The sequence below is a fragment of the Bacteroides sp. AM16-13 genome (assembly GCF_003602705.1).
GTDB classification, from domain to species: Bacteria; Bacteroidota; Bacteroidia; order Bacteroidales; family Bacteroidaceae; genus Bacteroides; species Bacteroides xylanisolvens.
Map to the genome: position 1 here is coordinate 71,691 of NZ_QTLK01000026.1, position 17,122 is coordinate 88,812.

A 17,122-nucleotide genomic window follows, 5' to 3' on the forward strand; every position below is an offset into this window, starting at 1 on the left:
GATGGTCTATTAATCTTTTTTCTTCGCTTTTCCTGCCCGATAATTGATGCCAATCAGCAACGCCAGCACCACGACAAAAATGATAGCCGAAAGCGGACGAAGTTCAGGGGTCAGCCCTCCCTTGCGGGCATCGGCATAGATATAAGTAGAGAGTGTCTCCAGACCTTGATTACCGATGGTAAAGACAGTTACGGCAAAATCATCAATGGATAGAGTCAATGCAAGCATAAAACCACTAATCATTCCCGGACGAATCTCCGGAACAATAACTTTCCACAAAGCTTGCATGGGAGTCGCTCCCAAGTCAAGAGCGGCCTCATAAATATTCGGGTTCATCTGCTTCAAACGAGGCAGAACGCTCAAAACAACGTATGGCGTACAAAAAGTAATATGAGCAAGCACTACGGTTGTGTATCCTTGTGTGATTCCTAAAGAAACAAACAAAAGGAAAAGCGAAATACCCGTGATGATATCTCCGTTCAGAATAGGAATACTATTCACAAAACTAATCGCTTTACGCGAACGGGATTTCAGATTAAAGATGCCGATAGCAGCCACACTACCCAGCAAAGTAGATGCCGTTGCAGCCAGCAGAGCAATAGTAATCGTGTTAATCAATGCATTCATCAAAGAATGATGCGTGCCTGTAGTGAAAAGCGAAGTATAAAGTTTTGTGGAGAAACCAGTCCAGTTGCCCAGCACTTTCGCTTCTGTGAAAGAATAGATGACGATAATCACGATAGGAGAATAAAGCAACAACAGCAATATCCACAAGTAAGCCTGCGCAAATATTTTCTTTACCATAGCCCGCCTCCTTCGTTTGAATTGTCCTTATCGTCTGTGCTAAACAAAGAAGTAGCAGCAATCAGCAGCAACATAATAAGCGAAAGTGCCGCTCCATAGTTCCACATGCTGTTATTGATATTTTCCTGAATCGTTGTACCAAAGAGTTTGATGTTATTCATCGTCAGCAACTCGGCAATGGCAAATGTAGATATAGTCGGCATGAACACCATCATAATCCCACTCATCACACCCGGCATAGAAAGCGGAAGGACTGCTTTCAGAAAGACTTGCAGCGGATTGGCTCCCAAATCTTGTGCGGCTTCAATATAACTATGATCCATCTTCTGCAACGTGTTGTAAATAGGATAAATCATAAAGGGGATAAAGTTGTATACCATACCGAATATCAATGCTCCCTCGCCCAACGGTACACTAAAAAAGTCGAACAAGGCAACCGTAGCAAGGGTACGCACAAGAATATTTACCCACATCGGCAGGATAAACAGTACGACCATCGTCTTAGAACGGTTCAGCTTACTGTTACTCAATATCCATGCTGCAGGATAACCCAGCAAAATACAAACAAGGGTGGTAATGATGGCAATACCGATAGAATACACAAAGGTATTGATTGCTTCGGGATGTTCGAAGAACTTCTGAAAATTGGCGAGTGTCAAATGACCGCTATCATCGGTAAAGGCATATACGACAATTAAAAACAGCGGTATAATCACAAAGATCGCCGAAAAAATAATGTAAGGGAGAGTCCAACTCTTACGTGATGACAAAAAGACTATAAACTTCTTATTCACTTCCTTTCCTGTTAATCGGTTATTTTAATTATACGAATGGCATCTGGAGGGATGGTAATACCTACACGGTCTCCGTCGTCCCATACATCGTTCGTATCTACAAATACATTCTCGTCCCAGTCTGACAATACGGTCAGATGATAATGGTCGCCCTTGTAAAGGATGAATTTCACCTCACCTGTCAGCGTTCCGTCTTCTTCATTATCCTGCAGAATCACTTTTTCAAAGTCTACCTCTACTTTGACATTCGTATCGGCAGCTATATCTTCCACCGGAGTACATTCAAAGTTACAGCCCAGGAATTCCACATGAGTGGCATCCAGCAATTTTCCTTCAAACGTATTGCAGATACGCTCTTTCTTCATGATGTGAATATCAAACGGCTTCACCAGCAGTCCGACTTCCGCTCCTACTTCAAAATGATGGTAATCCTGCACCAGAAATTCATATCCGCCGCACATCACCGTCATTTCATAATGCACACCTTTGAAAATAGAAGTCTCTACCACACCTACCAACTGCGCCATATCCGAAACGGGGAAAATATAAAGATCTTCCGGACGGATGACTACGTCTACCGGAACATTTTCACCAAATCCTTCATCTACACATTCAAACTCCGTGCCGCAGAAGCGTACCAGCTTATCATGAATCATGGTACCATTGAGGATATTGCTTTCTCCGATAAAGTCGGCAACAAAAGCGTTGATGGGTTCATTATAAATATCAATCGGTGTACCGATCTGCTGAATTTTTCCTTCACTCATCACAACAATCGTATCACTCAACGTCAATGCCTCTTCCTGATCGTGAGTGACGTAAACAAATGTTATACCCAAAGATTTATGCATTTCTTTGAGCTCCATTTGCATATCCTTACGCATTTTCAGGTCGAGCGCTGCCAGCGGCTCATCCAATAGCAACACTTCCGGCTCATTCACAATGGCACGGGCAATGGCTACACGTTGTTGCTGACCACCGGAAAGAGAATCCACATCGCGGTATTCATAATCTGTCATACCTACCATCTTTAAAGCAGCTTTCACTTTCTTCTCAATGGTTTGTTTCGGTGTCTTTTTCAGTTTCAGGCCGAAAGCAATGTTATCATATACATTCAAGTGCGGGAATAAGGCATATTTCTGAAATACCGTATTCACGGGACGCTTGTGGGGAGGGGTTTGTGTTATTTCCATCCCCGAAATTCGGATCTCGCCTTCCGAAGCCGTCTGAAAACCGGCAATGAGACGCAACAACGTGGTTTTACCGCAACCGGAAGGACCAAGTATAGTGACAAACTCGCCCTTTTTCACGTTTAGAGTCACATCATCCAATGCTGTTTTATCGCCAAAATACTTCGATACATGGCTCACCTCAATGATGGATTTATCTTCTTGCATATTCATACTAAAGTTTGGGCTGCAAAGGTACACATTTCTGCGGTTTTCACCTAGGTGTTAATCTAATATAACAGTGTTTTTCGATGCCCGACAGAAAAAAAATCTATCTTTGCATAAATATTTATTCACTAATTTTACAAAAGCATGAAAAAGTTAACTTATTTAGTTATTGCAACGGCAGCGTTAGGCATGGTAGCTTGTACGGGCGGAAACAAAGCCGGATACGTTGTCACAGGTACGGTAGAAGGTGCAAGCGATGGTGACACCGTTTATCTTCAGGAAGCTACTGGCAGAAATTTGACCAAACTAGATACAGCCGTTATCACCAAAGGTACTTTTACCTTTGAAGGTACACAAGATTCTGTGGTTAGCCGCTATGTCACTTGCGAAGTGAACGGAGAGCCATTGATGATTGATTTCTTCCTCGAAAACGGAAAAATCAACGTTGCCCTGACCAAGGATAACGACGCTGTGACCGGTACTCCTAACAATGATGCATACCAGGAAATCAGAGCTCAAATCAATGACATCAGCAAGAAAATGAATACCATTTATGAAGCAATGGGCGACACTTCTTTAAGTGATGAGCAGAAAGAAGCCAAACAAAAAGAGGGTGCCCAGCTGGAAGAACAGTATGACAAAGTAATCAAAGAAGGTGTTAAGAAGAACATCGCCAATCCGGTTGGGGTATTCTTGTTTAAACAAACGTTCTACAATAACTCTACTGACGAAAATGAAGCTTTGTTGCAACAAATTCCTGCGAATTTCCAGAATGACGAAACAATCGTAAGAATCAAAGAGATGACCGACAAGCAGAAAAAGACTGCCGTAGGTACTCAATTTGTTGATTTCGAAATGCAGACTCCGGAAGGAAAGGCTGTGAAGTTGTCTGACTACGTTGGTAAAGGTAAAGTGGTATTGGTTGACTTCTGGGCTAGCTGGTGCGGTCCTTGCCGTCGCGAAATGCCTAATCTGGTAGAAACTTACGCTAAGTATAAAGGTAAGAACTTCGAAATTGTAGGCGTATCTCTCGACCAGGATGGAGCTGCATGGAAAGAAGCAATCAAGAAGATGAATATGACTTGGCCACAAATGTCCGACCTGAAATTCTGGCAAAGTGAAGGTGCACAGCTTTATGCAGTAAACAGTATTCCTCACACTGTATTGATCGATGGCAGTGGTAAAATTATCGCTCGCGGTTTGCATGGAGAAGAACTTCAGGCTAAAATTGCAGAAGCTGTAAAATAACAGATCGAAAGAGAAGGTTTTTCAAAGGCTTTAAAGTTCAAACAAGGGGCTGTTCGAAAAGCCTTGATCCTATAAAATCACGCTTACTACGACATGTTGCAGTAAGCGTGATTTTTCTTTTTAGAGACTTTTCAGATGGTTTCTTGCTTATTAAAAACTTCACAAGTCAGCAACCAAACAGATAAAATTCAGCCCCTGTAATTCTCGAAAGAACACAGGGGCTGAATCTATATATGAAAGTAAGGGAGAAGGACTCCCCTACTTTTATTTCAAACAAATTAGATAAACCAACGTACGTAGCAGAAGTCTTGACGGTGTGGAAGCTCCGGATTCTTCGGGAACATACGGTAAGACACCTTGAAGCTACCTGCATTTGACAAGCTGTGTTTAACTTGGAATGTATACAAGTTACCTTCTTTCTTGATGACACTAAACGGTTCTACAGAGTAAACATGTTGTTTGCCGTCTGCAGTTGTGTAAGTAGTAACCAATTCAAGTCCCACTGCATCATTCAAGCCTTTTTCATCGATCACGTAAGTAATAGTATATTCTTTTCCGCTTTCGATGTCACCGTTCTTCAGGTCTTCTACCTTGTCGCAAGATACGATTTCAATAGCATCCCATTTAGCAACCACTTCTTCTTTCCAAGCTGCGATTTCTTTTGCTTTTGCATTATCATTAGCAGCCAAAGTCTGGAAGCGTTTCGCCAGTTTGCAATAGAATTTGCTATAGTAATCATCCAACTGACGCTTCATTGTATAATGAGGAGCGATCTGTGCGATAGAATTCTTCACCACTTTGATCCAGCCTTCAGAATATCCTTTCTTATTACGTGCATAATACAACGGCAAGATTTCAGTTTCAAGAATACTGTAAATAGTAGCAGCATCCAACTGATCCTGATGTTCCTGGTTCTGATAAGTACGTTTTTCTGTCAACGCCCAACCTGCACCTTCACGGTAACCTTCCAGCCACCATCCGTCTAATACAGAGAAGTTAACAACACCGTTCATCAAAGCCTTTTCGCCCGATGTACCGGATGCTTCCAACGGACGAGTCGGAGTATTCAACCAGATATCAACGCCTGAAACCAGACGACGAGCCAATTGCATATCATAATTTTCAAGGAAGATAATCTTACCCAGGAATTCCGGACGGCGAGAGATCTCGATAATACGCTTAATCAACCCCTGACCAGCACCATCGTGCGGATGAGCTTTACCTGTAAACAGGAATTGTACCGGGTAATCAGGATTATTCACAATCTTAGAAAGACGATCCAAGTCGGTGAACAACAAGTGTGCACGTTTGTAAGTAGCAAAACGACGACCGAAACCAATCAGCAATGCATTCGGATTGATCTTATCCATCAGTGAAACGATACGGGAAGGATCTCCCTGGTTCTTCAACCATGTATCGCGGAATGACTTACGGATATAGTCAACCAACTTATTCTTCATAGTCATACGAGTCTTCCAAATCTCTTCATCGGGCACATTGTAGATAGCTTCCCAAATCTTAGGATTAGATTGATCGAACCAGAAGTTTTCGTTGAAATATTTAAAGTACAGTTCTTTCCATTCAGTTGCACTCCAAGTCGGGAAGTGAACACCATTCGTTACATATCCTACATGGCTTTCTTCCGGGAAATAACCTTTCCAGATAGAAGAGAACATTTCTTGAGAAACCTTTCCGTGCAGCCAGCTCACACCGTTCACTTCCTGTGAAGTGTTACAAGCAAAAACAGACATACAGAAACGTTCGCCCTTGTCACCCGGATTGTTACGTCCGAGATCCATCAAGTCATCCCAAGTGATACCCATTCTGGAAGGATAACCACCCATATATTTGCCGAACAAGCCTTCATCAAAATAGTCGTGACCTGCAGGAACCGGAGTATGAACAGTGTAAAGAGAAGAAGCACGAACCAACTCGATAGCTTGATCGAAAGTCAATCCTGTAGCTACATAGTCACAGATACGCTGAACATTGATTAATGCAGCATGTCCTTCATTACAGTGATAAACATCTTTCTTGATGCCCAGTGCTTTCAAAGTCAAGATACCACCGATACCCAACAAGATTTCTTGTTTCAAACGGTTTTCCCAGTCGCCGCCATAAAGCTGGTGAGTGATAGGACGGTCGAATTCGCTGTTCATTTCATTATCCGTATCAAGCAGATACAAAGAAATACGTCCAACGTTTACACGCCATACGTTTGCATGAACAAAATAATCAAGATAAGGAACGTCAACTATCAACGGCTGACCATTGGCATCCATTACACGTTCAATAGGAAGTTGACCGAAGTTTTGTGCTTCGTAGTTGGCAATCTGCTGTCCATCCATAGACAACGTTTGAGTAAAGTAGCCGTAACGATACAAAAAGCCTACTGCACACAAATCAACATTGCTGTCGGAAGCCTCTTTCAGATAGTCACCAGCCAATACACCCAGACCACCGGAATATATTTTCAGGACGCTGCTCAAGCCATATTCCATACTGAAATAAGCGATAGATGGGCGTTGCTCATCCGGCTTCACATCCATGTAATCTCTGAATTTCGTATAAACTTCATTCATTCTTCTTAGAATCACTTTGTCTTTTGCCAGCGCTTCCAGCTTTTCATAGCTCATACGTTCCAACAACAGTACTGGATTCTGTCCACATTCTTTCCAAAGTTCCGGATCTAGATCTCTAAACAGTTCAGTCGCTTCAAAATTCCATGCCCACCAAATGTTGCGTGCGATTTCAGACAACTTCTCCAACTCTTCCGGTATACGTGATTTTACAGTAACCTCTTTCCAGTTGGGAGTATTCACATTACTAACTTTGATTTTCATAATGTTTACGTTTACTTATTGATAAATAATTCTTTCTTAACTCAACTGACGCTTCATAGCATTGCGTAAGGCAATGTCATAAGCCTCATAGTAATATTGTATAAAGTGCTTCCATAAAGCCTGTTCTGCCACTTCGGCAGCACGCTTACGGATTTCCTTCACTTCTTTCTCCGTCTTATCCGCAAATAACGTAATTGTATCTTTAATACCATCCGCTACTTCCGAATAATTATAGTCCGAACGATGCAGCACTTCTACTCCATCATTAATGCCATGCTGGTTCTTCAGGCTGTTTACCCAAAGTCCGAATCCTGCCAGATCAGTAGTGATTGTCGGCACATGGAATGCTACACTTTCCAACGGAGTATATCCCCACGGTTCGTAATAAGAAGCATAGACACTCAAATCCTGTCCCAACAATATATCATAATATTCTTTATTCATGATGCCATCACGACCATTCAGATAACAAGGTACAAAAATCACTTTTACCTTATCTTCCGGACGATTGCCCATTCCCAGATATTTCAACATGTCCAACACCTGGTCATGAGTCATATTATGCAGCCAATGAGTGATAAATGGTACTTCGAGCGGAGTGTCGAACTTCTCCTTGCTTTTCAAACGTCCCTGCAAATCCTCACGGGGGTCTCCTACCCAACCGGGTACATTGATGAATGCCAAAACATTCTTATGCAAATTCTTATCCCTGTTCAAGCGGTTTAATGATTCCAAAAAGACATCAATACCTTTATTCTTAAACTCATATCGTCCACTGGTTCCGACAATTAACGTATCATCACCCAGATTTGTTCCCAATAATTTATTCGCTACATTGAGCATCAAGGCACGCGCACGTTTACGTTTTCCGGTAAATGTGCTTCCTTTCGGTACAAAATCATCTTCAAAACCGTTCATCAGAACAACATCTGCCGGTTTATCCAGTAATTCCTTACACTCATTATTGGTTATTTCGCTCACTGTCGTAAAACAGTCTACATAATGTGCAGTCTGTTTTTCAATCGAGTGTTTCGATTGCATGTTCAGTTCTTGCGCCATCTGATCGCCATTATAAGCAAACAGATAGTCGTACAACGGTTTATGATTACCGGCAATAGAACGACCGATAGAAGTAGCATGGGTCGTAAAAATAGTAGCCACCTCCGGCACAGCCTCCTGTACATAAAGTGCTCCCATTCCAGTCATCCATTCATGCGCCTGATATACCACCTTATCCGTTTCTGTCAGGTTGTAGCGATAGAAACTCTCCACCACTCTTCCCGCAGCGTATGAAAACATAGAAGCTTCGTCGTAATCGCCATAAGCGTGCAACGAATCTACTTGATAACGATTCCACATTTCTGTGTATATATCGTCTTTCTTTTCAAAAAAAGGTTGGAAATCAACAAGAATGACTATGGGTTCACCGGGGATATTCCATCGTCCTATACGGACAGAAAGTTCGTCTTTCTCAAGTGCATGCTTTTTCCAGGCAGCACATAGGTTATCCGACTCGATGAATAGAGGGTTTTCTTTTCCTTGCCATACATCAGGACCTATGAAGAAAATTCTGTCGCGGAACTTTTCCTGCAATGTATTTGCCCGTGTCGACAAGACGGTGTATATTCCTCCCACTTTATTACATACTTCCCAGCTGGACTCGAAGATATAATCGGGGGTTAATAAATCTTTTACCATATAATATATTAAAACTCTTTTTAGTATGCGAGTGCAAAAGTACACATTATTCTTTGAAAAATAATACTTTATGCGAAAAATATGAGTTAAGAAGAGGAAAGAAACGTTGCCCTATAATGAAAAAAGAATATCCCCTTGCACATGCAAAGCTGCATGTACAAGGGGATTGAAACTCCTTTATAGGAAATATTCTTGCTAAAAATTATGCAACGAGTGCACTACCGATCAAGAAGGTTGCAGCCAAAGCAACGATTGCATAAAGCTCGGGGAATACGGCAAGAATCAACGTATTACTAAATACATTGTGTCCCTGTCCGATAGCTGCAATACCGTTTGCACAAACTTGTCCCTGACGGATAGCGGAGAATAAGGCAACCAATCCTAAAGCAATACCTGCACCAAGAACTGCTGATGCCTGGATAGCTGTAATTTCAGGAGTCAAAATGCCGAAGATAGTCTGAAACATGAAATAACCGGCAAAACCATAAAGCCCCTGTGTACCCGGAAGGGCTGTCAATACCAGGAAGTTACCGAATGCACTATCATTCTTCTTCAATGCTCCGATGGCAGCATTACCTGCAATAGTTACTCCGTAAGCACTACCGATGCCCGACAAACCAACCATAATCGCGATGCCAATGTAGGCGATAAACAAATTCATTTCCATAATCTTATTCTATTTTTTATTGTTTAATTCTTAAAATATTAATTCTCTATTTCTAATTTTTAATCTTCAGTTTTTTTAATTTCTGAACGGTTTGTACTCTTTACCGCCTCCTTCATATCCGGAGTTCTTGAAGAACTCAACGAACGTCAGACGCATTGGGTGAACCATTGCACCCAGCACATTCATGAAAATATTGATTGCATGACCGATCACGAAAATCAGCACCATTACAATCGGGCCTGCTATTACATTATCCGGACTCATACCTACTGCCAGACTGTTGAACACTCCCGCCAGAATACCTCCGGAAAGTCCGAGAGCAAACAGACGAACGTAGGACAAAACATCTCCAAGCAAACCAGTAACCATGTTGTATGAATCCCACAATCCCAATCCGATATTCAGGAATATGTTCTTTCCCGGACTGTTATAAAGGAAAATCATAGCAGCTGAAACACCCAGGATTATCAAGTGCACCGTGCTTCCCATCGGCATTACGTCCGGTAACAAAGCTGAAACTGCCATTGAAACCAGCAGGATGATCCATCCGATAGTTGCCACTGCATATTTGAAACCAAACTGAATCGTCTGATTCACAGCTTTCAGTACCATACCGAATAAAATCTGGATAGCTCCCAATATCAACGATAATTGGAACATATCATTATTATCCATCATGACAGCATGTTTCAAGCGTTGCACAATCGGCCAATCCAAATTGTAGATGTTCGCTCCGAAGAACGTACCAGTCAGCAAACCGCAGAAGAACGTTGATACCGCCAATACCTGTATCAATGAGATGATTGACTTCATTGACGGGGTTACTTTCTTCGCCATCAACCGATAGGCCGTAGCTCCCAGGAACAGGAACAAACCATATCCGGAATCTCCCAGACAAAGTCCGAAAAAGACCATAAAGAATGGGGCAAAGAACGGTGTCAAGTCCAACTCATTATACTTCGGAAGCATATACAGCTTACAGATCGGTTCGAACCAAGCAAAGAATCCCTTATTATTCAATCGAATAGGAACATTATCGCCCGGCATCGGATCGGTAATCTCATAATATACATGTGCGTCATTCAGATAAGCCTCTATCTCCACTTGACTGAATGCAGGCGCCCATCCTTCAATCAACATCAGTTTGTCACCGGCAGTCTGCTCGGAACTTAACACAACTTTAGAGAATTCAATCTGACTTTGCAACTCTTTCAGAGCAGCCTTCAAGGAAGGAATATCCGTTTCGGAAAGTGCAACCAGTCTTTTTTCATTCTCTTCAACGGCCTGTTCTGTTGTATTGTAAAGCGTTTCAAGATGTGCCAAAGAGTATGCAGGTAATTTAGCCTGCTCTACATCCAAGTCCACTTCCTCTCCGCCTTTCGTTACAGTCACGAAGAATACTTTAGAAGAAATGCGGTTCACAATCATTGCATTGTATTCCGTTTCCCACTCTTCTTTGTAATTTCCTTCCGAACAGCTATAGAAACCGATTACATAACCGGCATCTTTCAGCTTCTGAACATTTGCCGGTTCAAAGTTGCCCCAGGCTTCCAGAGCTTCTTTTTCTTTGGCATAGCTTTGCAACTGCTGCGACAACTTTCCATGCTCTGTCTGTAAAGCATCCACTTCGTCCAGCACTTGCATTCCACGGGCAGCCGTTCCTCCTTCCGTAGCAATCACGGCATTCTTTTCATGCTTCTGGTTCTGAAGCAACTTCAAGGTAGCCGCCAAACGGTTGGAAAGACGAATATTATCCTGCAACTCCGTGTTATCGGCAGCCCCCTGTTGTTTCTCCACAATGTGGACTACCCCAAGTTCCCGCAGACTGTTCAGGAATTCTTCATATTCTTTGTGATACACCAGAAAGGTGAGTTTCTTCATTTTTGTAATCATGCCTCTACCTCCTTCCTTTTTTCTTGATGGGACTTCATGATCTTTTGCGAAGATTTCGACAGGTTTTCTTCATCTTCCATAAATCGCTTGATCTTTCGCAATGCATCCTGATAGCCCGGTATCTGCACCTTCTCAAAAAGGTTCACCTTTTGAGTGGTCTTTTTCCTTGCATGTTCTAACAAGTTCAGCTTGGCGAGCATAAATTCACGTTCAATTGCCGTATGAGCCAGCTCTTCCAACAGGTGGATACCGTCGGCATACCACTTGGGAGCATTAAACATACTGTACGGACGTATCTCGAATTCTACATTCTCGAGCAACGGTACGCGCACACCCGCAATCTTTTTCACGCCAAGATGAACATCATTCACCTTTATTAATGAAGCGTCAAACTCATTCCAAAGGGCGAACATGGCTTCATAGGCTTGAATTTGTTGTTCGAGCCTATCCTCCAGATCGGCAGCTTCCGTTTTACAGCGTTTCACTTCCATGCGGAGGGCGCTTTCCTTATTCTTAATGATAGGAAGCGTACGCACCCGCACTTTCAGTTGCTTTTCGAGCTGCTGAAGAGAGGTTTTGTTATATTGAAACTTTATAGCCATCTCGTTGATTTACTAATTTAACGATTTACAATCAGGCGATTGAAATTACTTCTTATAAACATAAATAATCCACAAACTTCAACCGTAAATGGTAAATCGTCTAATCGTCTAATTATTTTGTTTTGGCCAGTATTGATCCACCAAGTCTTTCTTGATATTCACTTCTTCCGGACGGAAGTATTTACCGAACAAGCCCCAAGCAACGTCCAGCATTTCAGTTGTATCAAGGTTAACATCAATAGCCAATAACTGATTGGAATAGTCCTTCGCAAAAGCCAACGTACGTTCGTCGTAGTTTGTCAGGTCGAAACCATTTTCCATCTTCGTCTTAGCGTTAGCTGCATCGGCATAAAGACGTACGGCAGCATTCATCACCTGCGGATGGTCTTTACGCGTCTTCTTACCGGTAACCAGCTGTTTCAAACGAGACAACGAACGGAACGGGTCAACAATAACCTTACCAATATCACTATCACGACGCAGGAACAACTGACCCTCTGTGATGTAACCCGTGTTATCAGGCACAGCGTGAGTAATATCTCCACCGGACAAAGTAGTCACCGCAATAATTGTGATTGAACCACCGGAAGGGAACTGCACCGCCTTTTCGTAAATCTTCGCCAAGTCCGAGTAAAGTGATCCCGGCATAGAGTCTTTAGACGGAATCTGGTCCATACGGTTGGATACGATTGCCAACGCATCAGCGTAGCTCGTCATATCGGTCAGCAGTACCAGCACTTTCTCATTATTATTTACTGCAAAATATTCAGCAGCAGTTAATGCCATATCCGGAATCAGCAAACGTTCTACCGGCGGGTTTTCGGTCGTATTCATGAAACTCACGATACGGTCGAGCGCACCGGCATTAGAGAACACATTCTTAAAATACAGGTAGTCATCATTCGTCATACCCATACCGCCGAGGATAATCTTATCCGTTTCAGCACGTAAGGCCACGTTTGCCATTACCTGGTTGAACGGTTGGTCCGGGTCGGCAAAGAACGGAATCTTCTGACCGGATACCAATGTATTGTTCAAGTCAATACCGGCAATACCCGTTGCAATCAGTTCCGACGGTTGTTTACGCCGAACCGGATTCACAGACGGACCACCAATTTCCACTTCCTGTCCTTCAATGTCCGGACCTCCATCAATCGGGTCACCGAAAGCATTGAAGAAACGTCCGGCCAGCTGCTCACTCACTTTCAATGTAGGCGATTTGCCGAGAAATACTACTTCGGCATTGGTCGGAATACCTTCCGTACCTTCAAATACCTGCAAAGTGACATCGTCACCGGCAATCTTTACCACCTGTGCCAGTTTACCGTCCACGGTGGCAAGCTCATCATACCCTACTCCTGTCGCTTTCAACGAACAAGTAGCCTTGGTAATCTGAGTAATCTTGGTATATATCTTTTGAAAAGCTTTTGTTGCCATCTTACTTATTTACGATTTAACAATTTACGATTTACGATTGAAGTTTCCTCTCTTCAATCAATTCCTTCAGTTGTTTCTGGAATCCTTCATACTGTTCTGATTTGAACTTCGAGTAGTTCATCTGCTTACAGATATTAATCATCTTCTTGAAGTAGTCCATTACTTCGTTGAAGTTATCAAATTCAAATTCCGTATGACAGATGTCGATTATCATATTCAGAATGTCTTCCTGACGTTCCATCGGAGTTACCGCGTCAATTTCGTCAAAAGCATCCTGTTGCAGGATTACAAAGTCAATCAATTCAGATTTCCAGAAGATCACGTGATATTCTACCGGCACACCATCGTCACCGAGGATATTGATCTGTTCGGCAATTTCCTTACCACGCTGTAAACGGGTCTTAAGTTCATTTACCTTTCCGATCCATTCATCATTGATATGACCTTTGATATACTCTTCAAATTCCGGATATTCGATATATTTTGAATAAGAATCAATCGGATTCACTGCCGGATAACGTTTTTTATCGGCACGGTCCTGTTCCAATGCATAGAAACAACGGGCTACCTTCTTCGTATTTTCAGTTACCGGCTCCTTCAAGTTACCACCGGCAGGAGATACCGTACCGATAAATGTAATAGAACCCGTTTCGTCATTGCTCAGTTTTACATATCCCGCACGACCGTAGAAGTTAGAGATAATAGCCGAAATATCCATCGGGAAAGCATCTGGTCCAGGCAACTCTTCCATACGGTTGGACATCTCACGCAGAGCCTGTGCCCAGCGGGAAGTAGAGTCGGCCATCAACAAGACTTTCAATCCCATTGAACGGTAATATTCCGCCAGTGTCATCGCTGTATATACAGATGCTTCACGCGCAGCTACCGGCATGTTAGAAGTATTGGCAATAATAATAGTACGCTCCATCAACTTACGTCCTGTGTGCGGGTCTACCAGTTCGGGGAACTCGGTAAAGATTTCCACCACCTCATTCGCACGTTCACCGCAAGCTGCAATGATAACGATATCCGCTTCCGCCTGCTTAGAAATAGCATGCTGAAGCACCGTTTTACCTGTACCGAACGGACCGGGAATAAATCCCGTACCACCTTCCACAATCGGATTCAGCGTATCAATCACACGTACACCAGTCTCCAACAATTTGAAAGGACGCGGTTTTTCCTTATAATTCGTCATCGCACGTTTTACGGGCCATCTCTGAATCATAGTTACAGGAATATCATTACCTTCTTCGTCTGTCAGGATTGCGATAGTATCTTCTATCTTATAATCACCTTCCGGCATGATTGTTTTTACGGTAGCCGTTCCCTTCATAGTGAACGGGGCCATTATTTTCAACGGCTGAAAGTTTTCATCCACCTGTCCCAACCATACAGAAGCCTGCACTTTGTCACCTACATTCACCAATGGTACGAAATGCCATATACGCTCTTTATCCAACGGATACGTATATTGTCCTCTCTTCAGGAAAACTCCGTCCATTTTGTCGAGGTCATTTTGCAGACCATCATAGTTTTTCGATAACATACCCGGGCCTAATGTCACCTCAAGCATGTGTCCTGTAAATTCGGCTTCGGCGCCCACTTTCAGTCCACGGGTACTTTCAAACACCTGGACATATACATGTGAACCTACAACCTTAATCACCTCCGCCATCAACTTATCGCCACCGGTCGAGATATAACAAATCTCATTTTGAGCTACCGGTCCGTCAACGACGAGGGTCACCATGTTGGCAATAACGCCACTAACAGTTCCTTTTGTTGCCATATATTTCTTTAATTTTATTATCTGAATTCTGCAGGAATCTGCACTTCGTTCTTCAGCGACTCAATAATGCTTCTGAACAACTGATTACCTCTTTCCTTATCCAGTGAAATCCACCTTTCAATCATTTCCAGCTTCAGCAGGAAAGCGAAAATACGCTCAATAGTGAAATAGTCGAAGAAAATAGCATCCTCCATCCAGTTCCACCGCAGGGCATCCAACTTCTTCTCACGCTCCACCAGTTCTGTAATCTCACTGATTTTCACTAACGATTCAAAAACATCCACTTCACCGGACAGTCCGAAATCGCGGGCACTTGATGTACGCAATGCTTCGCATACTTCCGTATTTCCCACAACATTGGAAGCAATATCCCACTTGAATTTACGGCTGGTAAATGCAACAAGAATATTATTGATGTTCAGATTGAATTCAAACCAGGCAGAAACAAACTTATTTCCACACTTCATGGCATACTCATAATACAAAGCAGCCAGATGATCTTCGTGCAAAGTCGTACTTTCAGCCGGAGTATTCAAATAATCAGTTATAAAAGTGGAGAGATAAACCGGAAATTCTTTAGGACTGATTTCTCCGCCTTCTCTCAGAACAGAAATATATTCTGTGAGTTCTTCAGCAGAGTAGTTTCCCCGTTTGTCGATTTCCGCTTCTTTATCTTTGAGAAGTTTCAGCACATTTGCATTATCAAACTTCAGATAAAACAAGTCGATCAACTTCCGGTCTGAAGCAGACAATCCATTGTAGATTTCAGTTTTAAAATCGGCTACTGTATAGCTCAGCTTACTGTCTTCCAGTGAAAGTTCCGGCAAACCTGCTACCAAGTAATAGTACTTACTACTCATAGTCGCTTTTTTTAAAATAGCATTTCTACTAATTGAGGACGCAAGAACGCTTTGAAGTAATTCATGAATTCTTCTTCTCCGAAGTTCACCTTATACGAACCGTCCGCCGGAGAAACGGTAAACAGAGTCTTGATACCATTTACTTGCTGGATAGTCACTCCCTTGTCTAATAAAGCTTTTGCATGAGCTGCAAAATATTTTTTCAGTGATTCCGCATCGGCTGTTGAGATGACGATAGGTTCGTCTATGCTCCATTTGGATGCCAATGCTACGATAAACGCGTTCAGATAATCTTTATCCTGAGCGAAATCTTTCACGGAAGCGGTTATCAACTTATCAGTTACCATTGTAGCGACTTCAGATTTGAGCGCATTCACAGCCTGACCGGCAAATAGTTTTAACTCTGATTTAGTATTTTCTGCTAACTCATCAGCAGATTTACGAGAGGAGTTTACAATTGATTCCGCCTCTTTACGGGCATCCTCAATGATTTTCTTAGCTTCTTCCTGAGCATTCGCGATAAGTCTTTGCGCTTCCTCGTTTCCTTTTTCCACGCCTTCACGATAAATCTTATCGGTCAACTCTTGAATTTTGTTTTCCATATTAACAGGAGTATTTAGTATTATTACTATATTAACTATGTGTCCTTTCTCAGATTCTCGCCAAATTTACAAAAATCAATTTGATAAAAAAGAGAAAGAAGAAAAGAAAAAAGATTCGTTTGCAAAAAAATCACAGACCTACACCTATTTTGTTCCACTTTTGCCCTTTTCCTATTACTAAATGACACATTTCCGGATTTTTCAAACCGGAAAACAAATATAAGGAATCCAAAAGATATTTGAAAACAAATATATATTGAAAGCGACAAACAGGATATTAATACAAGATTAAATAACAAAAGCTATTGGTATCACATTTGGCATTAGTGAATACTGCTATCCTATTTGCGGAAGAAGAGAAGAGGTTATCTTTTATCCGTCCTTAAAAACAGCCCCTCTTGATTCATTGATGGATCTTTTTGCAAAGTACCAAAAACAGAAAGCCCCTTGATTCGTTGCTGAATCAAGGGGCTTCTCTAAAAACG

General features: G+C 42.3%; 13 protein-coding genes. 1 reads left to right on the top strand and 12 read right to left on the bottom strand.

Features of this window, described 5'->3' with window-relative positions:
* Nucleotides 1–9: 9 nt before the first annotated feature.
* The 3 genes from DW173_RS18840 to potA are packed head-to-tail and all read right to left on the bottom strand — an operon-like array spanning nt 10 to nt 3,001.
* Complete coding sequence (locus tag DW173_RS18840; RefSeq protein ID WP_117684272.1) at nt 10–804, bottom strand: ABC transporter permease; 795 nt, start codon at nt 802–804, stop codon at nt 10–12.
* Nucleotides 798–1,598, bottom strand: a complete 801-nt coding sequence (locus tag DW173_RS18845) for an ABC transporter permease (protein WP_004316765.1) — start codon at nt 1,596–1,598, stop codon at nt 798–800. Before DW173_RS18845 ends, DW173_RS18840 begins: the two co-directional genes overlap by 7 nt.
* 11 nt (nt 1,599–1,609) lie before the next feature.
* Nucleotides 1,610–3,001 carry a polyamine ABC transporter ATP-binding protein gene (gene potA, locus DW173_RS18850; protein ID WP_004316768.1) on the bottom strand — a complete coding sequence of 464 codons (1,392 nt, stop codon included), beginning with the start codon at nt 2,999–3,001 and terminating at the stop codon, nt 1,610–1,612.
* Nucleotides 3,002–3,139: 138 nt separating this feature from the next.
* On the opposite strand from potA, the gene DW173_RS18855 reads away from it, so the two are divergent.
* Complete coding sequence (locus DW173_RS18855) at nt 3,140–4,243, top strand: TlpA disulfide reductase family protein (RefSeq protein WP_087323333.1); 1,104 nt, start codon at nt 3,140–3,142, stop codon at nt 4,241–4,243.
* Nucleotides 4,244–4,521: 278 nt separating this feature from the next.
* On the opposite strand, the gene DW173_RS18860 is transcribed toward DW173_RS18855, so the two are convergent.
* The 9 genes from DW173_RS18860 to DW173_RS18900 form a co-directional block, all read right to left on the bottom strand.
* Nucleotides 4,522–7,086: a glycosyltransferase family 1 protein gene (locus DW173_RS18860; RefSeq protein WP_004316772.1), complete on the bottom strand. Its 2,565-nt coding sequence runs from the start codon at nt 7,084–7,086 to the stop codon at nt 4,522–4,524.
* A 36-nt stretch (nt 7,087–7,122) separates the two neighbouring features.
* The gene (locus DW173_RS18865; RefSeq protein ID WP_008019765.1) at nt 7,123–8,784 is read right to left on the bottom strand and encodes a glycogen/starch synthase; all 1,662 of its coding nucleotides are present in this window, start codon (nt 8,782–8,784) and stop codon (nt 7,123–7,125) included.
* 202 nt (nt 8,785–8,986) lie between these two features.
* On the bottom strand, nt 8,987–9,451 hold the full coding sequence (locus tag DW173_RS18870) for a V-type ATP synthase subunit K (RefSeq protein ID WP_004316776.1): 465 nt from the start codon (nt 9,449–9,451) through the stop codon (nt 8,987–8,989).
* Nucleotides 9,452–9,526: 75 nt separating this feature from the next.
* Nucleotides 9,527–11,344 (bottom strand): V-type ATP synthase subunit I, encoded by a 1,818-nt coding sequence (locus DW173_RS18875; RefSeq protein WP_049702533.1) that lies wholly within the window; start codon nt 11,342–11,344, stop codon nt 9,527–9,529.
* A complete protein-coding gene (locus DW173_RS18880) occupies nt 11,341–11,946 on the bottom strand; it encodes a V-type ATP synthase subunit D (RefSeq protein WP_004297640.1) in 606 nt (201 codons plus the stop codon). The genes DW173_RS18875 and DW173_RS18880 overlap by 4 nt, the downstream gene beginning before the upstream one ends.
* Nucleotides 11,947–12,054: 108 nt before the next feature.
* Nucleotides 12,055–13,383, bottom strand: a complete 1,329-nt coding sequence (locus tag DW173_RS18885; RefSeq protein ID WP_004297639.1) for a V-type ATP synthase subunit B — start codon at nt 13,381–13,383, stop codon at nt 12,055–12,057.
* A gap of 31 nt (nt 13,384–13,414) precedes the next feature.
* Nucleotides 13,415–15,175 carry a V-type ATP synthase subunit A gene (locus DW173_RS18890; RefSeq protein ID WP_120144994.1) on the bottom strand — a complete coding sequence of 587 codons (1,761 nt, stop codon included), beginning with the start codon at nt 15,173–15,175 and terminating at the stop codon, nt 13,415–13,417.
* A gap of 17 nt (nt 15,176–15,192) precedes the next feature.
* Nucleotides 15,193–16,035, bottom strand: a complete 843-nt coding sequence (locus DW173_RS18895; protein WP_004316779.1) for a DUF2764 domain-containing protein — start codon at nt 16,033–16,035, stop codon at nt 15,193–15,195.
* An 11-nt stretch (nt 16,036–16,046) separates the two neighbouring features.
* Nucleotides 16,047–16,637: a V-type ATP synthase subunit E family protein gene (locus tag DW173_RS18900; RefSeq protein WP_004316780.1), complete on the bottom strand. Its 591-nt coding sequence runs from the start codon at nt 16,635–16,637 to the stop codon at nt 16,047–16,049.
* Nucleotides 16,638–17,122: the final 485 nt, after the last annotated feature.

What these genes read in the sequence shown, in the direction of transcription:
- DW173_RS18855 (WP_087323333.1), top strand. Translation starts at nt 3,140, where the DNA reads ATGAAAAAGTTAACTTATTTAGTTATTGCAACGGCAGCGTTAGGCATG.
- DW173_RS18880 (WP_004297640.1), bottom strand. Translation starts at nt 11,946, where the DNA reads ATGGCTATAAAGTTTCAATATAACAAAACCTCTCTTCAGCAGCTCGAA.
- DW173_RS18875 (WP_049702533.1), bottom strand. Translation starts at nt 11,344, where the DNA reads ATGATTACAAAAATGAAGAAACTCACCTTTCTGGTGTATCACAAAGAA.
- DW173_RS18900 (WP_004316780.1), bottom strand. Translation starts at nt 16,637, where the DNA reads ATGGAAAACAAAATTCAAGAGTTGACCGATAAGATTTATCGTGAAGGC.
- DW173_RS18890 (WP_120144994.1), bottom strand. Translation starts at nt 15,175, where the DNA reads ATGGCAACAAAAGGAACTGTTAGTGGCGTTATTGCCAACATGGTGACC.
- DW173_RS18840 (WP_117684272.1), bottom strand. Translation starts at nt 804, where the DNA reads ATGGTAAAGAAAATATTTGCGCAGGCTTACTTGTGGATATTGCTGTTG.
- DW173_RS18885 (WP_004297639.1), bottom strand. Translation starts at nt 13,383, where the DNA reads ATGGCAACAAAAGCTTTTCAAAAGATATATACCAAGATTACTCAGATT.
- potA (WP_004316768.1), bottom strand. Translation starts at nt 3,001, where the DNA reads ATGAATATGCAAGAAGATAAATCCATCATTGAGGTGAGCCATGTATCG.
- DW173_RS18870 (WP_004316776.1), bottom strand. Translation starts at nt 9,451, where the DNA reads ATGGAAATGAATTTGTTTATCGCCTACATTGGCATCGCGATTATGGTT.
- DW173_RS18895 (WP_004316779.1), bottom strand. Translation starts at nt 16,035, where the DNA reads ATGAGTAGTAAGTACTATTACTTGGTAGCAGGTTTGCCGGAACTTTCA.
- DW173_RS18865 (WP_008019765.1), bottom strand. Translation starts at nt 8,784, where the DNA reads ATGGTAAAAGATTTATTAACCCCCGATTATATCTTCGAGTCCAGCTGG.
- DW173_RS18860 (WP_004316772.1), bottom strand. Translation starts at nt 7,086, where the DNA reads ATGAAAATCAAAGTTAGTAATGTGAATACTCCCAACTGGAAAGAGGTT.